Source organism: Streptococcus sp. 2021WUSS126 (assembly GCF_044427255.1).
In the GTDB taxonomy this organism is placed as follows: Bacteria; Bacillota; Bacilli; order Lactobacillales; family Streptococcaceae; genus Streptococcus; species Streptococcus hashimotonensis.
Genome location: NZ_JAOTGI010000005.1, coordinates 22057 through 37274, shown reverse-complemented (window position 1 = coordinate 37274; position 15218 = coordinate 22057). Strand labels below are relative to the sequence as shown.

The window sequence follows — 15218 nt, the reverse complement described above, 5'->3', positions numbered from 1 at the left end:
GAGTAACAGCGTGACAAAGGATACGAATGAAAAAAACACGCAGTCTTCAAGCTTCCGCGATCAAATTTTACGAGATTTGGAAGAATTGAAGGTGAAACGTTTGGCGGAACAATCAGCGGATGTTCTTGTTGATAAGCGTAATGAAGTTATCAACGAGCTCCAGCCTAGTCTTGCCGAAGAAAAAGCCCCCCATAGAGAGACTGAAATTGTAAAAGTAGAAGGGATTGCCTTTCCTGATTCATACTTGTCAGAAGAACAGCAAGAATCAGAAGTGATGACGGAAAGTATCGAAGAGCCAACATCAGAAACTTTGGCTACTCCAGAGACTTTTGTGATTGAAAAAGAAGTCGTTTCAAGTCCAGTTCCACAAGATACTGTTGAACGAAACTTGGAGAAATTAAGGAATCTTGTGGCTGCTAATACGGCAGGATTTGATGAAGTACCATCAAGCTCGTCAGTTTCTGAGCCAGTAGAGTCTGTCCTTCCGGGAAATTCTCCTTTAGAAGATACATTTTTGGAATTTCCAACGGAAGACGTGTCAGCTGTGACTGGTGATACAGAAATCATCTCACTAGAGGAAACTATTATTGCTCCAAAGACAACGGCTATTGTTCCAGAAGTAGACAAGCAGATGCAGGAAACACAACCCAGAAGAAGAACAACCCACAGAACAAGCAAGCAACGTCGTAAAAAACAAGATAACGCCGCTAAACACATTGTCTCTGTTATCATGTCAATTGTTGTAGTGGCAGTTCTAGTGACAGGTGTTACTGGTTATATGTGGGTAAAATCTAGTCTGGAACCAGTTAATGTAAAAGCTACAGAAACTATTCAGGTAGAGATTCCAGAAGGATCTTCAACTTTAGAAATTGGTAAAATTTTAGTTGACAACAAGTTGATTAAGAATGCTACTATTTTTAATTACTACTCTAAAATTAAGAGTTATAATAATTTCCAAAGTGGTTTTTATAATTTGAAACAAAATATGTCTGTGGATGACATCGCCAAAGCACTTCAAGAAAGCGGAACTCCGACAGCTCAAAAAGAAGCCGCAGGGAAGGTTTTGATTGTTGAAGGGTATACGTTAACACAAATTGCTCAGGCTATTACAGACAATACTAATACAAAAGATAAGAACGATAAAACACCATTTACTGCAGAACAGTTTATGGCTACTGTAACCAACCAAGATTTTATTAATCGAATGGTTGCTACCTATCCAAAATTGTTTGCCAGCCTACCAGCTGCTAATAGTGGAGTTATTTATCAGTTGGAAGGTTACCTCTTCCCAGCGGTTTATGAATACAGCGATGAAACAACTATCGAAGAGCTCGTTGAGCAAATGATTGCCGCGATGGATAATCGTTTACAACCATATTATGAAACGATTACTGCTAAGAATTTGACTGTAAATGAAGTTCTTACCTTGGCATCTTTGGTTGAAAAAGAAGGTTCTACTGATGAAGATCGTCGAAACATTGCAAGTGTCTTCTTTAACCGCTTGAATGCAGCAATGCCTCTACAATCCAATATTGCCATCTTGTATGCGCAGGGTAAACTTGGTCAAGAAACAACTCTGGCAGAAGATGTAGCGATTGATACATCAATTGAGTCACCATACAACATTTATTGGACACCAGGATTGATGCCTGGACCAGTGGATAGTCCAAGCCTTTCGGCTATCGAAGCAGTGATTAATGCCAACACAACAGACTATCTTTACTTTGTAGCAGATGTTACAACTGGAAATGTTTACTTTACAAATAATATTGATGAACATAACCAAAACGTTGCTAAGTATGTAAATGCACATCTTAATAATGAATAAATTCTTACAACAAAATTATGTGGTTTTCCACATAATTTTGTTTTCATGAAAAATAAAAGAAAAGGAAAGACAAATGGCAGAAAAAACATATCCAATGACCTTGGAAGAAAAGGAAAAATTAGAAAAAGAACTAGAGGAACTAAAGCTAGTTCGTCGACCAGAAATTGTTGAACGTATTAAAATTGCTCGTTCTTACGGAGACCTTTCAGAGAACTCTGAGTACGAAGCAGCTAAAGATGAACAGGCATTTGTTGAAGGTCAAATCTCAACAATCGAAACAAAAATTCGCTATGCTGAAATCGTAAACAGTGATGCAGTTGCGGCGGATGAAGTGGCAATTGGTAAGACTGTGACTGTTCAAGAAGTTGGTGAGACCGAAGAAGAAGTCTATCATATCGTTGGTGCTGCAGGTGCAGATGCCTTTGCAAACAAGATTTCAAATGAAAGCCCAATTGGCCATGCTTTGATTGGTAAAAAAACAGGAGATGTTGCAACAATTGAAACACCTGCTGGTAGCTATGATGTAAAAATCTTGAAGGTTGAAAAAACGAAATAAGGTGTGGAGAGAGTCGAAAGATTCTCTCTTTTTATTCGCGAAGGTACTAAAAAAGATTGGGAATCCCAATCTTTTAGTATTTATTATCTAGAACGTTGTTTTCCAGAATTACGATTTTTCTTCTTATTGTTTGTTTTTTCTTCAATGACTGCTGAAGCAGTTGGAGTAGCATCCTTTGTTTTACGAGGAGTTGCTGTCACTGTGATATTTTTGAATTCCTCTTCCACTTGTTTACGAATACGAGGTTTCAAAATGAAGTTTGTAATAGCTTGTTGAAGAATACCGAAGAGACCACCGACAACCCAGTAGAGAGTCACTCCAGCAGGAGACCCGAATGAGAACATCATGATCATAATTGGATTCATCAGAGCCATGGTTTTCATTTGTTTTTTCTGTTCTTCATCCATGCCGACTTGCATTAAGAGCGATTGGGCATAGTACAAAATACCAGCAACGACTGTCAAAATCAGGCTAGTTGAACCTAAATTAATACCAAGGAAAGTGGCTTCAGAAATTCCTGGTGTGTGGCGAGCCGCAAAGTAGATCGCAGAGAAGAATGGCATTTGAATCAGCATCGGCAAACAACCGATTCCGCCGAGCATGCTCACACCGTATTGTTTTTGAGTTGCAAAATACTCTTGTTGCGCAGCAAGTTGCTCTTCTTGAGAGCTTGCATTTTTCATGCGCTCCTGGATTGGGCCTAAAATCGGTTTGAGATAATTCATCTTCTCAGATTGGATAGCAGCTTTCCAAGATTGGTAAATTCCCAATGGGAGGATGATGAATCGAACCAATAAGGTGACGATGATAATAGCAAGACCAAATCCTAGAGCTTGATCTTCTGCAAAGAAGCGAATTAAGTTGGACATTGGTTGTCCCAACCAATCCCAAATGAGACCTGTAGGATTTCCGCTTTTATCAGTTTGAACACAACCAGATAAGAAAAGAAGTGTTGATAAGGCCATGCCTGACAACATGAGTAGACGTTTATTTTTCAATTTTTTTCGTTCCTTTATTTTTTTCAGTATACTCTCTATTTTACTTTTTTTGTTCAAAATATACAAGTTTTATCTATAAGCCACCTGAAAATCCTTATAGTCCTCAAAATTGGCTAGGGTAACATCGAGATAGGTGACTTTGGCCATACGAGAAGGCCCTTTCCGAATTTCATGGATAAAATGGCTGAGCTTCTCAGCATTATCTGACTGAGCTAAGATGGTGACAGTTCCATCATCATTATTCCAAACTCTGCCGTAGATGTCGCCTATTTCCACAGCTAAAAATTGAACAGACCAACGAAAGCCGACTCCTTGCACACGACCAGATGCAATCATTTTTACCTTTCGCATAAGTTTCTCCTTTTGACAAGACATTTACTTTATTATATCATGGTTGGGTAAGACTGTTCAAAAATCAAGATAATTGATTTAGCCGTTGGAAAATTGAAGTTGCTGAGCAGTAATAGAAAAAGGGGCATTCATGGAGATCATTCGCTCAAAGGCCAATCATTTGGTCAAGCAGGTTAAGAAATTACAACAGAAAAAATACCGTACTTCTTCTTATTTGATTGAAGGTTGGCATTTGTTGGAGGAGGCTTTGGCAGCCAAAGTACCTATTGAACATATTTTGGTATCAGAAGAACATGTTCATCGGGTTGCTGGCTTATCCAATGTAACAGTTGTCAGTTCAGATATTATGCAGGATTTGGCAGACTCACGGACACCGCAAGGGGTAGTAGCTCAACTGTCCTTACCAAATCAGACCTTACCCGATGTCTTAACAGGAAAATTTTTGGTTCTGGAGGATGTGCAGGACCCTGGAAATGTTGGTACCATGATTCGTACAGCTGATGCAGCTGGTTTTGATGGAGTATTCCTATCGGATAAGTCTGCAGATATTTACAATATGAAAGTTCTGCGTTCCATGCAAGGGAGTCATTTCCACTTGCCAGTTTATCGAATGCCGATCACTGCTATTTTTTCTGCTTTAAAAAGCAATCAGATACAAATCTTGGCAACAACCCTCTCTAGTCAGTCGGTTGACTATAAGGAAGTTACACCAAATCCGAGTTTTGCCTTGGTTATGGGAAATGAAGGTCAAGGAATTTCAACTTTTGTAGCCGATGAGGCGGATCAACTTGTCCATATTACCATGCCAGGGCAGGCGGAAAGCCTCAATGTAGCCATTGCGGCGGGCATTCTATTGTTTAGCTTTATTTAAGCCAATTGTACTATAGTGTGGTATAATAATCCAACGAGGTTCAAAGAATGGTTGCATATAAACAAGATAAAGAATACATGGACTATGTGGGGCATTTAATTGCTACACCAAAAGTTCAAAAATTGGGGAAGATTCCTCATCATTATTACTCCACACGGTTGGAACATTCCATTAACGTATCTTATACAAGCTATAAGATTGCGAAAAAATTTGGTTGGGATGCCAAGTCAACAGCTCGTGGTGGTCTATTGCATGATTTATTCTTCTATGATTGGAGAGATACCAAATTCAACAAGAGCCATGCTTGGGTTCATCCACGAATTGCTAAACGCAATGCTCAGAAACTCATTCAACTCAATAAACTAGAAGAAGACATCATTGTGAAGCATATGTTTGGTGCGACAATCGCTCCTCCTCGCTACAAGGAATCTTGGATTGTGACATGTGTGGATAAGTATTGGGCTGTGAGAGAGTGGAGTCTGCCCTTGCAACACAAGTGGAAAAATCGTAAGGTCTTTCGGTTTCAATAAAATGATTTAAAGGAGAATAGTATGAATAACGATTCATTTATTATTAATCAGGTGGATAATACCGCCCTCAACCGTTTCTTCGGTAAAATTTATGGTGTGGTTGCCATGGGAATTGGTCTATCAGCTCTAGTTTCATTCTTGGCTGTGACCGTCTTTCAATCTTTATTGCTTAGTCTGCTGAGTGCAGGTTCCATCATCATGATGCTGATTATGATTGGTCAGATTGCCTTGGTTGTTTCTGCTTCAGCAATGGCAGCTAAAAATAGTCCAATTGCTCTACCAATGTTTCTTGCCTACTCAGTAACAAATGGGATTACCATCAGCATGATTTTGATGTTCTATACTAGCGAAACAGTTGTACTCGCCTTCGTGTCAGCGGCTCTCATGTTTGCTATCATGGCTGTAATTGGGATGACAACGAAGAAGGATCTTTCTGGTATGGCTCAGGCATTGCGTGCAGCTCTATGGGGAATTATTATTGCAAGTGTTATTAATATCTTCCTTCGTAGCTCAGGTCTAAGCTTTATGATGTCTATCATTTCTGTTTTGGTATTCTCAGGTTTGATTGCTTATGACAACCAACGTATCCGCAATGTTTTCGAACAAACTGGTGGTAATGTTGGCCAAGGTTGGGTCGTATCCATGGCGCTTCAGCTCTATCTTGACTTCATCAACCTCTTCCTCAACTTACTCCGTATCTTTGGTGGTTTGAGTAGAGACTAATTATGACATATAAAAAAGAGGGTTGCCCTCTTTTTTTATATGTCGTTTGTTATGCTAGAGCTCCCATTGGATCCCATGGGGCAAGGACTTGTGGTTGAGCTTGATAAGCTGCTAGTTCTTCTGGTGTGAGGAATTCTTTTCGGACAACAATCTGATAAGTGTACTCGTCCATCCAGCTATCTGATGCGACGAAGTATCCCTTGTCACCAACCTTGTCACCCCAAGAGTTTTCTACTTTCCATTTGAGAGGTTGCTCATTGTCGTCTAAATCAACACCAGTTAAGACCATAGCGTGGGTCATCAAACTTTCGGAGTAGTCTAATCTTCCAGCCTTGTCTTGATGGAAATGGATACCCAGACCTGAAGAGAAGTCGTAGGTGTTGGTTGCCATAATACCAGTTTGACGATTGCTACTTTGACCGACATCGGAACCAAACCAAACGGACTCACCAGCTTTGAGTTGGGCAATAGCCAGTTCTTTAAACCGGTTCATTTCTACATTGAGGTAGCGGACAGCAGGGGCGCCAACAACGTTCCCCAACAATTCGACTGTATAAGATTTATTGTAAGGTTTGTCAGTTGTAGGAGCGTTGATAATGGAGACATAGTCAGATAGTTTCAAACCAACGTATTTCTCGTAGAATACCTGAGGTGTTACATTTGTATCACGGTGATAGACATTGTCCTTATCTCTATATGCAAAATCAAAGCTGCGTGGAGGGAGTCCAAGGTTGACGGCTAGGAAGTTAAAGATTTCTTGAAGCAAGTTTTCTTTTTGTACTTGAACTTCTTCCGAGGAAGCTCCTTTGGCAAGGAGGTCTCGCAAGATTTGTGCATCTTGACGGAGCAATTTGTTAAGGTACTGATTGAGCTCACGGCTGGCACTGGATGAGATTGATTCTGGATAGACGGATTTCGGTACCACACCATATTTTTCAAATAAGGCAACAACCATATCCCATTGACCGCCATCTTGTTGAGGGGTATCCAATAAGAATTTTACCTTACGGCTACCAATTTCTTGGTCAGCTGTAGTAATGATTTGTTCGAGGAACCAGTTGGACTTTTCATATTTATCCCAAAAGAAGGTATGGGCCTGTGATAGCTCAAAATTCTCTAGCTTGAAGTCTGAGATGAGCTTGTGGCGGAAGGTATTCAATGCAGCAAACATCCAGCAACGTCCAGAAGCCTTTTGGTTTGAAACAGCGTCCTTGGTCAAGTCGATTGAAAAGACATAGTCATTGTCGATGGCGCTTTGGCGTGTTTCTAAGGATTTCAAAAGTCCGTTGTGGCTCACGGCATTTTCGGTTGCCTGTAGGCTTGGATTAGCTAGATAGTTGGCATACAAGCGTTCTGTAAAATCAAAATCTAATGTTGACATATATTACTCCTTTTTTTTAATGATATTCACATTATAACGCTCGTAATTTATTTTGCAAGTATTTGGTGGAGTTGAAAGCTACAGTTCCTCACATATTTGTGATATAATAGGAAAAATATTTGATGAGGTAGCGACATGACCAAGACACCATTTGTTAGTAAAGAAATTTTGGATACCATTACGGAGCAATTTCCGACTCCTTTTCATTTGTATGATGAAAAAGGCATTCGTGAGAAGGCACGTGCCCTAAATGCAGCTTTTTCATGGAATAAGGGCTTTAAGGAATATTTTGCGGTCAAGGCTACTCCAACTCCAGCTATTTTAAAAATTCTTCAAGAAGAAGGCTGTGGAGTGGACTGTGCAACAGATGTAGAAGTGCTGATGAGTGAAAAATTGGGCTTTAAAGACATCATGTTTACATCCAATGATACCCAAGCGCAAGAATTTGTCTATGCTCGAAAAGTTGGGGCGACCATTAACCTTGATGCCTATGAGCATATTGAATTTTTGAAAAATGTTGCTGGGATTCCAGAAACGGTCTGCCTCCGTTACAATCCTGGAGGAGTCTTCTCGCTGGGAACGGACATTATGGACCACCCAGAAGAGTCTAAATTTGGGATGACCAAGGAACAGTTGATGAAAGGCTATAAGGAGCTAAAAGAACTGGGTGTAAAGCAGTTTGGGATCCATGCCTTTCTAGCTTCGAATACAGTAACAAATGACTACTATCCTGTCTTGGCTCGTCAACTCTTTGAATTGGCCTTGGAAATTCGTGAGGAAACAGGTGTGACCTTGGACTTCATCAACCTATCAGGTGGGATTGGGGTCAACTATCGTCCTGAGCAAGAACCAAACGACATTGCTGTCATTGGTGAGGGAGTTCGTAAGGTTTATGAGGAAATTCTCACGCCAGCTGGTATGGGACATATAAAAATCTTTACGGAATTGGGACGTTTTATGTTGGCGCCACACGGTCACTTGATTACAAAGGTGCTTCATCGTAAGGAAACCTATCGGACTTATATTGGTGTCGATGCATCAGCTGCCAACCTCATGCGCCCAGCCTTCTATGGGGCCTACCACCATATCACCAATATTACGCACCCAGATGCGCCAATCGAAGTGGTGGATGTGGCAGGTTCCCTCTGTGAAAACAACGACAAGTTTGCAGTTAATCGTGAATTGCCACGGGCAGAAGTAGGTGACACCTTGGTCATTCATGACAGTGGTGCCCACGGCTTCTCCATGGGCTACAACTACAACGGTCGTCTGCGTTCTTCTGAAATTCTTTTACAAGAAGATGGCACAGCGCGGATGATTCGTCGTGCTGAAACACCTGAGGACTATTTCGCAACCATTTACGGTTTTGAATTTGACAGGTAAGTCTTGGAAAAGCCTGCTGAATTTGGTATAATAGATTCATTAAGAGATTGTCGCAGGGCAATTCCGAATGAATTATTTTTAGAAGAGTCAGGAGATTGACAGATGAACTTAGGTTTAGCAATTTTACTTATTGTATTGGCATTTGCAGGTGGTGTAGCCTTAGGTATTTACTTGTCACGTAGACAGGTGGAAAACTATATTGCTGACAAGCCAGTTTTGGATGAAAATGCTTTGCGTTTGATGATGAGTCAAATGGGTCAAAAACCAAGCGAAGCAAAAGTACAACAAGTACTTCGCCAAATCAAGAGCCAACAAAAAGTGGCAAGCAAGAAAAAATAATCAAACTGGGACTGGGATATTCATTCCCAGATCCCATTTTTTGAGTAGAAAAGAAAGGCTAGTCAGATTTTCTGGCTATTCTCAGTATTATGGATAATCGACCAATAGGTTTTTTAGATTCAGGTGTGGGGGGATTAACGGTTGCGCGTGAGTTAATGCGCCAACTTCCCCATGAAGAAATCGTTTATATCGGGGACTCGGCACGGGCACCTTATGGCCCCCGTCCAGCAGAACAAATCAGAGAATATACTTGGCAGTTGGTCAATTTCCTTTTGACAAAAAATGTAAAAATGATTGTCTTTGCCTGCAATACGGCAACAGCGGTAGCCTGGGAAGAAGTCAAGGAAAAGTTGGATATTCCTGTTTTGGGTGTTATTTTACCAGGTGCTTCGGCAGCTATCAAGGCAACGCAAACTGGTAAGGTTGGTGTCTTAGGAACGGCTATGACTATTCAATCCGATATCTATCGTGAAAAAATTCAGGCCCTTTCTCCGGAAACACAGGTAGACAGTTTGGCCTGTCCCAAGTTTGCCCCTCTGGTTGAGTCCAATAGCCACCAATCCAGTCTTGCTAAAAAGGTTGTTTATGAGACACTTCGACCACTCGTTGGGAAAGTGGACACCTTGGTTTTGGGCTGTACCCATTATCCTCTGCTTCGCCCCATCATCCAGAATGCCATGGGCAAGGAGGTCAAGTTAATCGATAGTGGTGCAGAGTGTGCGCGGGATATTTCTGTTTTATTAAATTATTTTCAAATCAACCGCAGCCGAACCGAAAAGGATATTCAGCACAGATTTTACACAACAGCTAGTCCGGCAGCTTTTAAAGAAATAGCTGAAAGCTGGATGGGCATTGATATTCATGTGGAGCATGTAGAACTATGACAGACAAGATATACGAATACAGAGATGAACACAATTGGTTTATCGGAAAGGCTAGTTTTGCCAACCTATTTGGTTCCTTTGGAGAAAATGGAAGAGAGCAGGAAATTTACCAGATTGGTCAGTTGTTTGATAAACTGATTGCAGGTAATTATGAAGATGACAACTTCAACCAGTGTGTCAACATTGAAGTGATCAAACTTCAGTCTGAATTTGCCCTCTTTCAATTTGCCTGTGATGTTTTGAATGAGTTAAACAATCGCCAGTTCAAAGTTCTTCAACACCAAGGAGCTATTCTGGTAACAGAAAATGACAAGCTTCTCTTGGTTCATCTGCCCCAAGCAGGGGTTAGCACGGCAGATTTCTTCGGTCAAGACAAGGGATTGGCAAGCGTGGGAGATACCATCTTGATCGCTACAAAAAATGAAGGTAAGACTAAGGAATTCCGTAAGTTTTTTGAGCGCTTTGGTTACCAGGTCGAGAACCTCAACCATTATCCTGACCTGCCAGATGTAGCAGAAACAGGTATGACCTTTGAGGAAAATGCACGGCTCAAGGCTGAAACCATAGCAGAGCTGACAGGCAAGATGGTCTTGGCAGATGATTCGGGTTTGAAGGTTGATGCTTTAGGTGGTTTACCAGGAGTTTGGTCTGCACGTTTTTCAGGTCCAGATGCCACAGATGAGCTCAATAATGCCAAGCTCTTGCACGAGTTGGCCATGGTCTTCGACTTGAAAAATCGTTCGGCACAATTCCACTGTACTCTGGTCATGGCTGCTCCAAATCGTGAGAGTTTGGTGGTCGAAGCGGACTGGGAAGGCTTTATCGGTATGGACCTCCGTGGGGAAAATGGGTTTGGATATGATCCACTTTTCCTCGTAGGCGAAACAGGCAAGACTTCGGCAGAATTGACCCTAGAAGAAAAAAATAAGATTTCCCACCGTGCACAAGCACTAGAAAAATTAGTGGAGGCATTTCCAGTATGGCAGGAGCAAGCAAAACAATCCTAGTCATGAGCGACTCTCATGGAGATAGACAGATTGTAGAGGATATTAAACATCATTATCTTGGTAAGGTCGATGCCATCTTTCACAATGGTGATTCGGAGCTGGATAGTCAAGATAGTCTCTGGGACGGCATTCAAGTGGTCAATGGAAACTGTGACTATTTTGGTGGTTACCCTGACCAGCTCATTACTCAATTGGATGGTGTGACTATCGCTCAGACTCATGGTCATCTTTATGGCATTAATTACGGCTGGCAACGGTTGGATTATTGGGCCCAGGAAGTGGATGCGGACATTTGTTTATATGGGCATTTACATGTGCCAGATGCAGAAGTGCGTGGCAAGACCCTCTTCCTCAATCCTGGCTCCGTTAGTCAACCTCGTGGTCTGGTCAGAGAATGTCTCTATGCTCTTGTGACCATCTATGACGATCACTTACATGTGGATTACTACAATCGACAGCACCAACTTTACCCAGCATTGACAAAGGATATTTCAAGATGATTGCAAGAGAATTTGAAGCCTTTTTATTGGACCAGGAAGAAACTTTCTTGACACCAGCGGATAAATTGGCAGTAATTATTGATACGCATAATATTGACCATGCAAAACTGTTACTCAGTCACATGACCTATTCACGTGTGCCTGTGGTGACAGAAGACGGTTGTTTCTTCGGCACCATTGGCTTGACGGAGATTATCAAGTACCAGGCTGAGCATGAGTTATCAGATGATGAATTGAACAGAGATATTTCCTTGATTGTCAAGACAGACGAGGAGACGGTTAGTTTGGACTATGATTTGACAGAAGTCATGCGCAAGCTCGTTGACCAATCCTTCCTACCAGTTCTAGGGGAAAATAGAGAATTTCTAGGCATTATTACACGAAAATCCATCTTAAAGGCAATCAATGCTCTCTTGCATAATTTCCCCCTAGCATCAAAAGAAGGCAAGAAATGAAGCAGGCGATTGAATCTTTTATCCAGAGCAAAAAGGTCAGTGTCAACAGCCAAAAGTCCTATACCTATGACCTGCAGCAATTTGTGACAGTAACAAAGGGGGAGATTAGCCAACAGTCTCTTTTGGTCTATCAGCAGTCTCTTCTAGACTTGAAACCTGCTGCTCAGAAAAGAAAAATGTCAGCGGTCAATCAATTTCTCTACTTTCTTTATGAAAATAATCTCCTGGATCGTTTTTATAAATTGCAAACGATGTCAGGTCCAGCCAGCGTCAAAAAGAAACTGGAGCGTGAGGATTTAACTCTCCTCTTTCAAGAAAGTCCTTGGCTTGATGGGCAACTGATTGCTCTTTTGATTGCCTTATTGGGGCTGACTCCTAGTGAAATAGCAGAGCTGACTAGTCAGCAGGTCAATCTGGATTTTCAAGTCCTGACAGTTGAGAAAGGGGCGACTAAGCGTGTGCTCACTCTACCCAAGGAATTGATCCCCTATATGGAGCCTCATCTGTCTGGACGCTATGTCTTCGATAAGAAGGGACAGACCTATTCTCGTCAATGGTTTTTTAATCGTCTGACAGAATTTGTCCAGTCCATTGGCAAGCCTGATTGGACAGCCCAAAAGTTGCGGGAGCAGTATATTCTAAAACAGATAGACGAAGGAAAATCCTTGGACCAAATCGCCAAGCAGTTGGGACTAAAAACAAGCATGAGTTTAGAAAAATTTAGATAATGGATATAAAATTAAAAGATTTTGAAGGGCCACTTGATCTCCTGCTACACCTGGTGTCCAAGTATCAAGTAGATATTTACGAGGTTCCGATTACAGAGGTTATCGAGCAATATTTAGCCTACATTGCTACCTTGCAAGCCGTGCGTTTAGAGGTAGCGGGAGAATATATGCTCATGGCTAGTCAATTGATGGTCATCAAAAGTCGTCGGTTATTACCGAAGGTTGTTGAGCAAATTGATCCCGAAGATGATCTTGAAATGGACCTCTTGGTCCAGTTGGAAGAATACCGCAAGTTCAAGCTTCTCAGTGAGAAATTAGGGGAGCAACATGATGAACGGGCTAACTATTTTTCAAAACCTAAATTAGATTTGATTTATGATGATGTACAATTAGCCAAGGATAAGACCGTCATTGACATTTTCCTAGCTTTTTCTAAAGTAATGGCTGAAAAGCAGACAAGCCTCCGTCAGTCTCATGCGACCATTGCCCGTGATGAATATAAAATCGAAGATATGATGGACTTTGTTCGCAGTCGTTTCGAGACTGGTCCACGCCTTGAACTCCGTCAGCTTTTTCAAGAAAGTCAAGATGTCAATGAAATGATTACGATCTTCCTTGCGACTTTGGAATTGGTCAAGGTTCATGAAATCGTCTTGGAACAGACAGAGACTTTTGGAGATATTTATCTAGTAAGGAGTGAAGATGAATCGCTTAGCTGAAATCGAAGTCCTGCTCTTTGTGGCAGGTGAGGATGGCTTGACGTTACGAAATTTGGCAGAGATGTTGGAAATGCAGCCGACAGCTGTCAGCCAGCAGTTAGAGAAACTTAGTGAGAAATATATGGCAGACAAAGCCTCAGGCTTAGCCATCTTAGAATCCTCCAACCGCTACAAGTTGGTTACTAAAAAAGAATATGCAAATCTTTTGCGAATCTATGCCAAAACACCAATCAATCAGACTATGTCACGGGCTCTTTTGGAAACCTTATCAATCGTAGCCTATAAGCAACCCATTACTCGGATTGAAGTTGATGATATTCGCGGGGTCAATTCCAGCGGTGCCATCAGTAAATTACAGGCCTTTGACCTCATTCGTGAGAACGGTAAGAAAGAGGTTCTTGGTAGACCAAATCTCTATGTGACAACGGATTATTTCCTGGATTACATGGGAATTAATAGTCTAGAAGAATTGCCTGATGTGTCTGAAATAGATTTGATTCAAGAAGAAACAGAGCTATTCGTAGAAAGAAATGAGTTAGAAAATGAGAATTAATAAATACATTGCCCATGCTGGAGTTGCCAGTCGTCGTAAGGCAGAAGAACTAATCAAACAAGGACTAGTTACTGTAAATGGTCAGGTTGTTCGTGAGCTAGGGACAGTTATCAAATCGGGTGATAAGGTAGAGGTTGAGGGACAACCAATTTATAACGAAGAGAAGGTCTACTATCTCCTCAATAAACCACGAGGTGTTATTTCTAGTGTGTCAGACGACAAGGGAAGAAAGACGGTTGTGGACTTGTTGCCAACAGTTAAGGAGCGGATTTATCCTGTTGGTCGTTTGGACTGGGATACATCTGGAGTCTTGATTTTGACCAATGACGGTGATTTTACAGATGAGATGATTCACCCACGTAACGAGATTGATAAGGTTTACTTGGCGCGTGTCAAAGGGGTTGCCAACAAGGAAGTCTTGCGTCCCTTGACCCGTGGTGTTGTCATTGATGGCAAAAAGACCAAGCCTGCGGTGTATGAGATTATCAAGGTGGACCCTGTTAAGAACCGCTCAGTTGTAGAATTAACAATCCATGAAGGTCGAAACCACCAGGTTAAGAAGATGTTTGAGGCTGTCGGCTTGCAGGTAGATAAGCTGTCTCGTACTCGCTTTGGTAATCTTGACTTGACCGGCCTACGTCCAGGAGAATACCGCAAGCTCAACAAGAAAGACATCAGTAAGCTACATACCCTGGCTATTACTAAGCCAGTTAAAAAATAATGACTAGACTCTTGATCGGCTTGGTCCGATTCTATCAGAAATTTATTTCTCCCCTTTTTCCGCCCTCTTGTCGCTACCGTCCGACTTGTTCGGCTTATATGATCGAGGCCTTACAAAAACATGGACTCAAGGGCTTTTTGATGGGGTTGGCTCGAATTGGTCGCTGTCATCCCTTTGTGGAAGGTGGGGAAGATCCTGTGCCGGACAGGTTTAGTCTGAAAAGAAATAGGCAGAAGTAGGGCAACCTACTTTTTGTTATTTACAGTTGTTTATACTCTTCGAAAATCAAAATTATCCGTTGTCAAGAGCCTTGATGAGTGAAAAGCTCCAGTGGAAGTTTTCAGCCTGTTACCTTGAAATAAGAAAGTAACAGAGTTCTATCTTCGACTTCGTTTTCTAGGCTACTTTTGATTTTCATTGAGTATTAGTTTGTTTTTAGTACTCGCTTCAAAGGTTCGGGAACCTTTGAAGGCTGGAGATAGGGCGAAACAGGTTCACCTCAATATTAACAGTCCACTGGACTGTTAAAGCCAATCAACAACTGCGCTCAGATGTTGACACGAACTCTGAGAAGCGAGGTTGGTCTTTTTGCCCAGCCTCTATGATTTTCTATGAAAATTTGAAAAAAATGGGGCAAAACTCTTGATTTTCAGCCTTCTTTAAGCTACAATAGTATCACGATTTCATTGAT

Annotated in this window: 19 protein-coding genes; 16 read left to right on the top strand and 3 right to left on the bottom strand. The window is 41.5% G+C overall.

Annotated elements, in window-relative coordinates; translation table 11 throughout:
• Positions 1-10 precede the first annotated feature (10 nt).
• Together mltG and greA are read left to right on the top strand one after the other, a co-directional pair.
• On the top strand, positions 11-1828 hold the full coding sequence (gene mltG / locus ODU39_RS03720) for an endolytic transglycosylase MltG (RefSeq protein ID WP_398579929.1): 1818 nt from the start codon (positions 11-13) through the stop codon (positions 1826-1828).
• Between the two features lie 73 nt (positions 1829-1901).
• On the top strand, positions 1902-2384 hold the full coding sequence (greA, locus tag ODU39_RS03715; RefSeq protein ID WP_002938298.1) for a transcription elongation factor GreA: 483 nt from the start codon (positions 1902-1904) through the stop codon (positions 2382-2384).
• A gap of 83 nt (positions 2385-2467) precedes the next feature.
• Here the strand turns inward: greA and yidC are convergent, their stop codons facing one another.
• Positions 2468-3382 (bottom strand): membrane protein insertase YidC, encoded by a 915-nt coding sequence (gene yidC, locus ODU39_RS03710; RefSeq protein ID WP_398579928.1) that lies wholly within the window; start codon positions 3380-3382, stop codon positions 2468-2470.
• A gap of 69 nt (positions 3383-3451) precedes the next feature.
• Complete coding sequence (locus tag ODU39_RS03705) at positions 3452-3733, bottom strand: acylphosphatase (protein WP_002942735.1); 282 nt, start codon at positions 3731-3733, stop codon at positions 3452-3454.
• 130 nt (positions 3734-3863) lie between these two features.
• Here ODU39_RS03705 and ODU39_RS03700 point away from each other — a divergent pair, with 130 nt between their 5' ends.
• From ODU39_RS03700 to ODU39_RS03690, 3 genes are read left to right on the top strand one after another with little or no spacing between them, the layout of a single operon-like run.
• On the top strand, positions 3864-4604 hold the full coding sequence (locus tag ODU39_RS03700; RefSeq protein ID WP_398579927.1) for a TrmH family RNA methyltransferase: 741 nt from the start codon (positions 3864-3866) through the stop codon (positions 4602-4604).
• A 47-nt stretch (positions 4605-4651) separates the two neighbouring features.
• Complete coding sequence (locus tag ODU39_RS03695) at positions 4652-5134, top strand: HD domain-containing protein (RefSeq protein ID WP_024405584.1); 483 nt, start codon at positions 4652-4654, stop codon at positions 5132-5134.
• Between the two features lie 21 nt (positions 5135-5155).
• The gene (locus ODU39_RS03690) at positions 5156-5857 is read left to right on the top strand and encodes a Bax inhibitor-1/YccA family protein (protein WP_205014710.1); all 702 of its coding nucleotides are present in this window, start codon (positions 5156-5158) and stop codon (positions 5855-5857) included.
• 49 nt (positions 5858-5906) lie between these two features.
• On the opposite strand, the gene pepC is transcribed toward ODU39_RS03690, so the two are convergent.
• Positions 5907-7238: an aminopeptidase C gene (gene pepC, locus ODU39_RS03685; protein ID WP_105257454.1), complete on the bottom strand. Its 1332-nt coding sequence runs from the start codon at positions 7236-7238 to the stop codon at positions 5907-5909.
• A 135-nt stretch (positions 7239-7373) separates the two neighbouring features.
• Between pepC and ODU39_RS03680 the strand changes: the two genes are divergently transcribed.
• The 11 genes from ODU39_RS03680 to yidD all read left to right on the top strand — a co-directional run bounded on the left by ODU39_RS03680 (position 7374) and on the right by yidD (position 14766).
• Entirely contained in the window at positions 7374-8621 is a 1248-nt protein-coding gene (locus ODU39_RS03680) for a diaminopimelate decarboxylase (protein WP_105257455.1), read from the top strand.
• Between the two features lie 102 nt (positions 8622-8723).
• Positions 8724-8960 carry a YneF family protein gene (locus tag ODU39_RS03675; RefSeq protein WP_024384571.1) on the top strand — a complete coding sequence of 79 codons (237 nt, stop codon included), beginning with the start codon at positions 8724-8726 and terminating at the stop codon, positions 8958-8960.
• Positions 8961-9049: 89 nt separating this feature from the next.
• Positions 9050-9844 (top strand): glutamate racemase, encoded by a 795-nt coding sequence (racE, locus tag ODU39_RS03670; RefSeq protein WP_015647255.1) that lies wholly within the window; start codon positions 9050-9052, stop codon positions 9842-9844.
• Positions 9841-10851 carry a nucleoside-triphosphate diphosphatase gene (locus ODU39_RS03665; RefSeq protein ID WP_253215442.1) on the top strand — a complete coding sequence of 337 codons (1011 nt, stop codon included), beginning with the start codon at positions 9841-9843 and terminating at the stop codon, positions 10849-10851. The genes racE and ODU39_RS03665 overlap by 4 nt, the downstream gene beginning before the upstream one ends.
• On the top strand, positions 10824-11351 hold the full coding sequence (locus tag ODU39_RS03660; protein ID WP_398579926.1) for a metallophosphoesterase: 528 nt from the start codon (positions 10824-10826) through the stop codon (positions 11349-11351). Before ODU39_RS03665 ends, ODU39_RS03660 begins: the two co-directional genes overlap by 28 nt.
• The gene (gene cbpB, locus ODU39_RS03655; RefSeq protein ID WP_398579925.1) at positions 11348-11806 is read left to right on the top strand and encodes a cyclic-di-AMP-binding protein CbpB; all 459 of its coding nucleotides are present in this window, start codon (positions 11348-11350) and stop codon (positions 11804-11806) included. The genes ODU39_RS03660 and cbpB overlap by 4 nt, the downstream gene beginning before the upstream one ends.
• Positions 11803-12534 (top strand): site-specific tyrosine recombinase XerD, encoded by a 732-nt coding sequence (gene xerD, locus ODU39_RS03650; RefSeq protein WP_398579924.1) that lies wholly within the window; start codon positions 11803-11805, stop codon positions 12532-12534. The genes cbpB and xerD overlap by 4 nt, the downstream gene beginning before the upstream one ends.
• Positions 12534-13253 (top strand): segregation/condensation protein A, encoded by a 720-nt coding sequence (locus ODU39_RS03645; protein WP_398579923.1) that lies wholly within the window; start codon positions 12534-12536, stop codon positions 13251-13253. Before xerD ends, ODU39_RS03645 begins: the two co-directional genes overlap by 1 nt.
• A complete protein-coding gene (gene scpB, locus ODU39_RS03640; RefSeq protein WP_002939233.1) occupies positions 13237-13806 on the top strand; it encodes an SMC-Scp complex subunit ScpB in 570 nt (189 codons plus the stop codon). Before ODU39_RS03645 ends, scpB begins: the two co-directional genes overlap by 17 nt.
• Entirely contained in the window at positions 13796-14527 is a 732-nt protein-coding gene (locus tag ODU39_RS03635) for a pseudouridine synthase (protein WP_208561049.1), read from the top strand. Before scpB ends, ODU39_RS03635 begins: the two co-directional genes overlap by 11 nt.
• Complete coding sequence (gene yidD / locus ODU39_RS03630; protein ID WP_024406654.1) at positions 14527-14766, top strand: membrane protein insertion efficiency factor YidD; 240 nt, start codon at positions 14527-14529, stop codon at positions 14764-14766. The genes ODU39_RS03635 and yidD overlap by 1 nt, the downstream gene beginning before the upstream one ends.
• Positions 14767-15218: the final 452 nt, after the last annotated feature.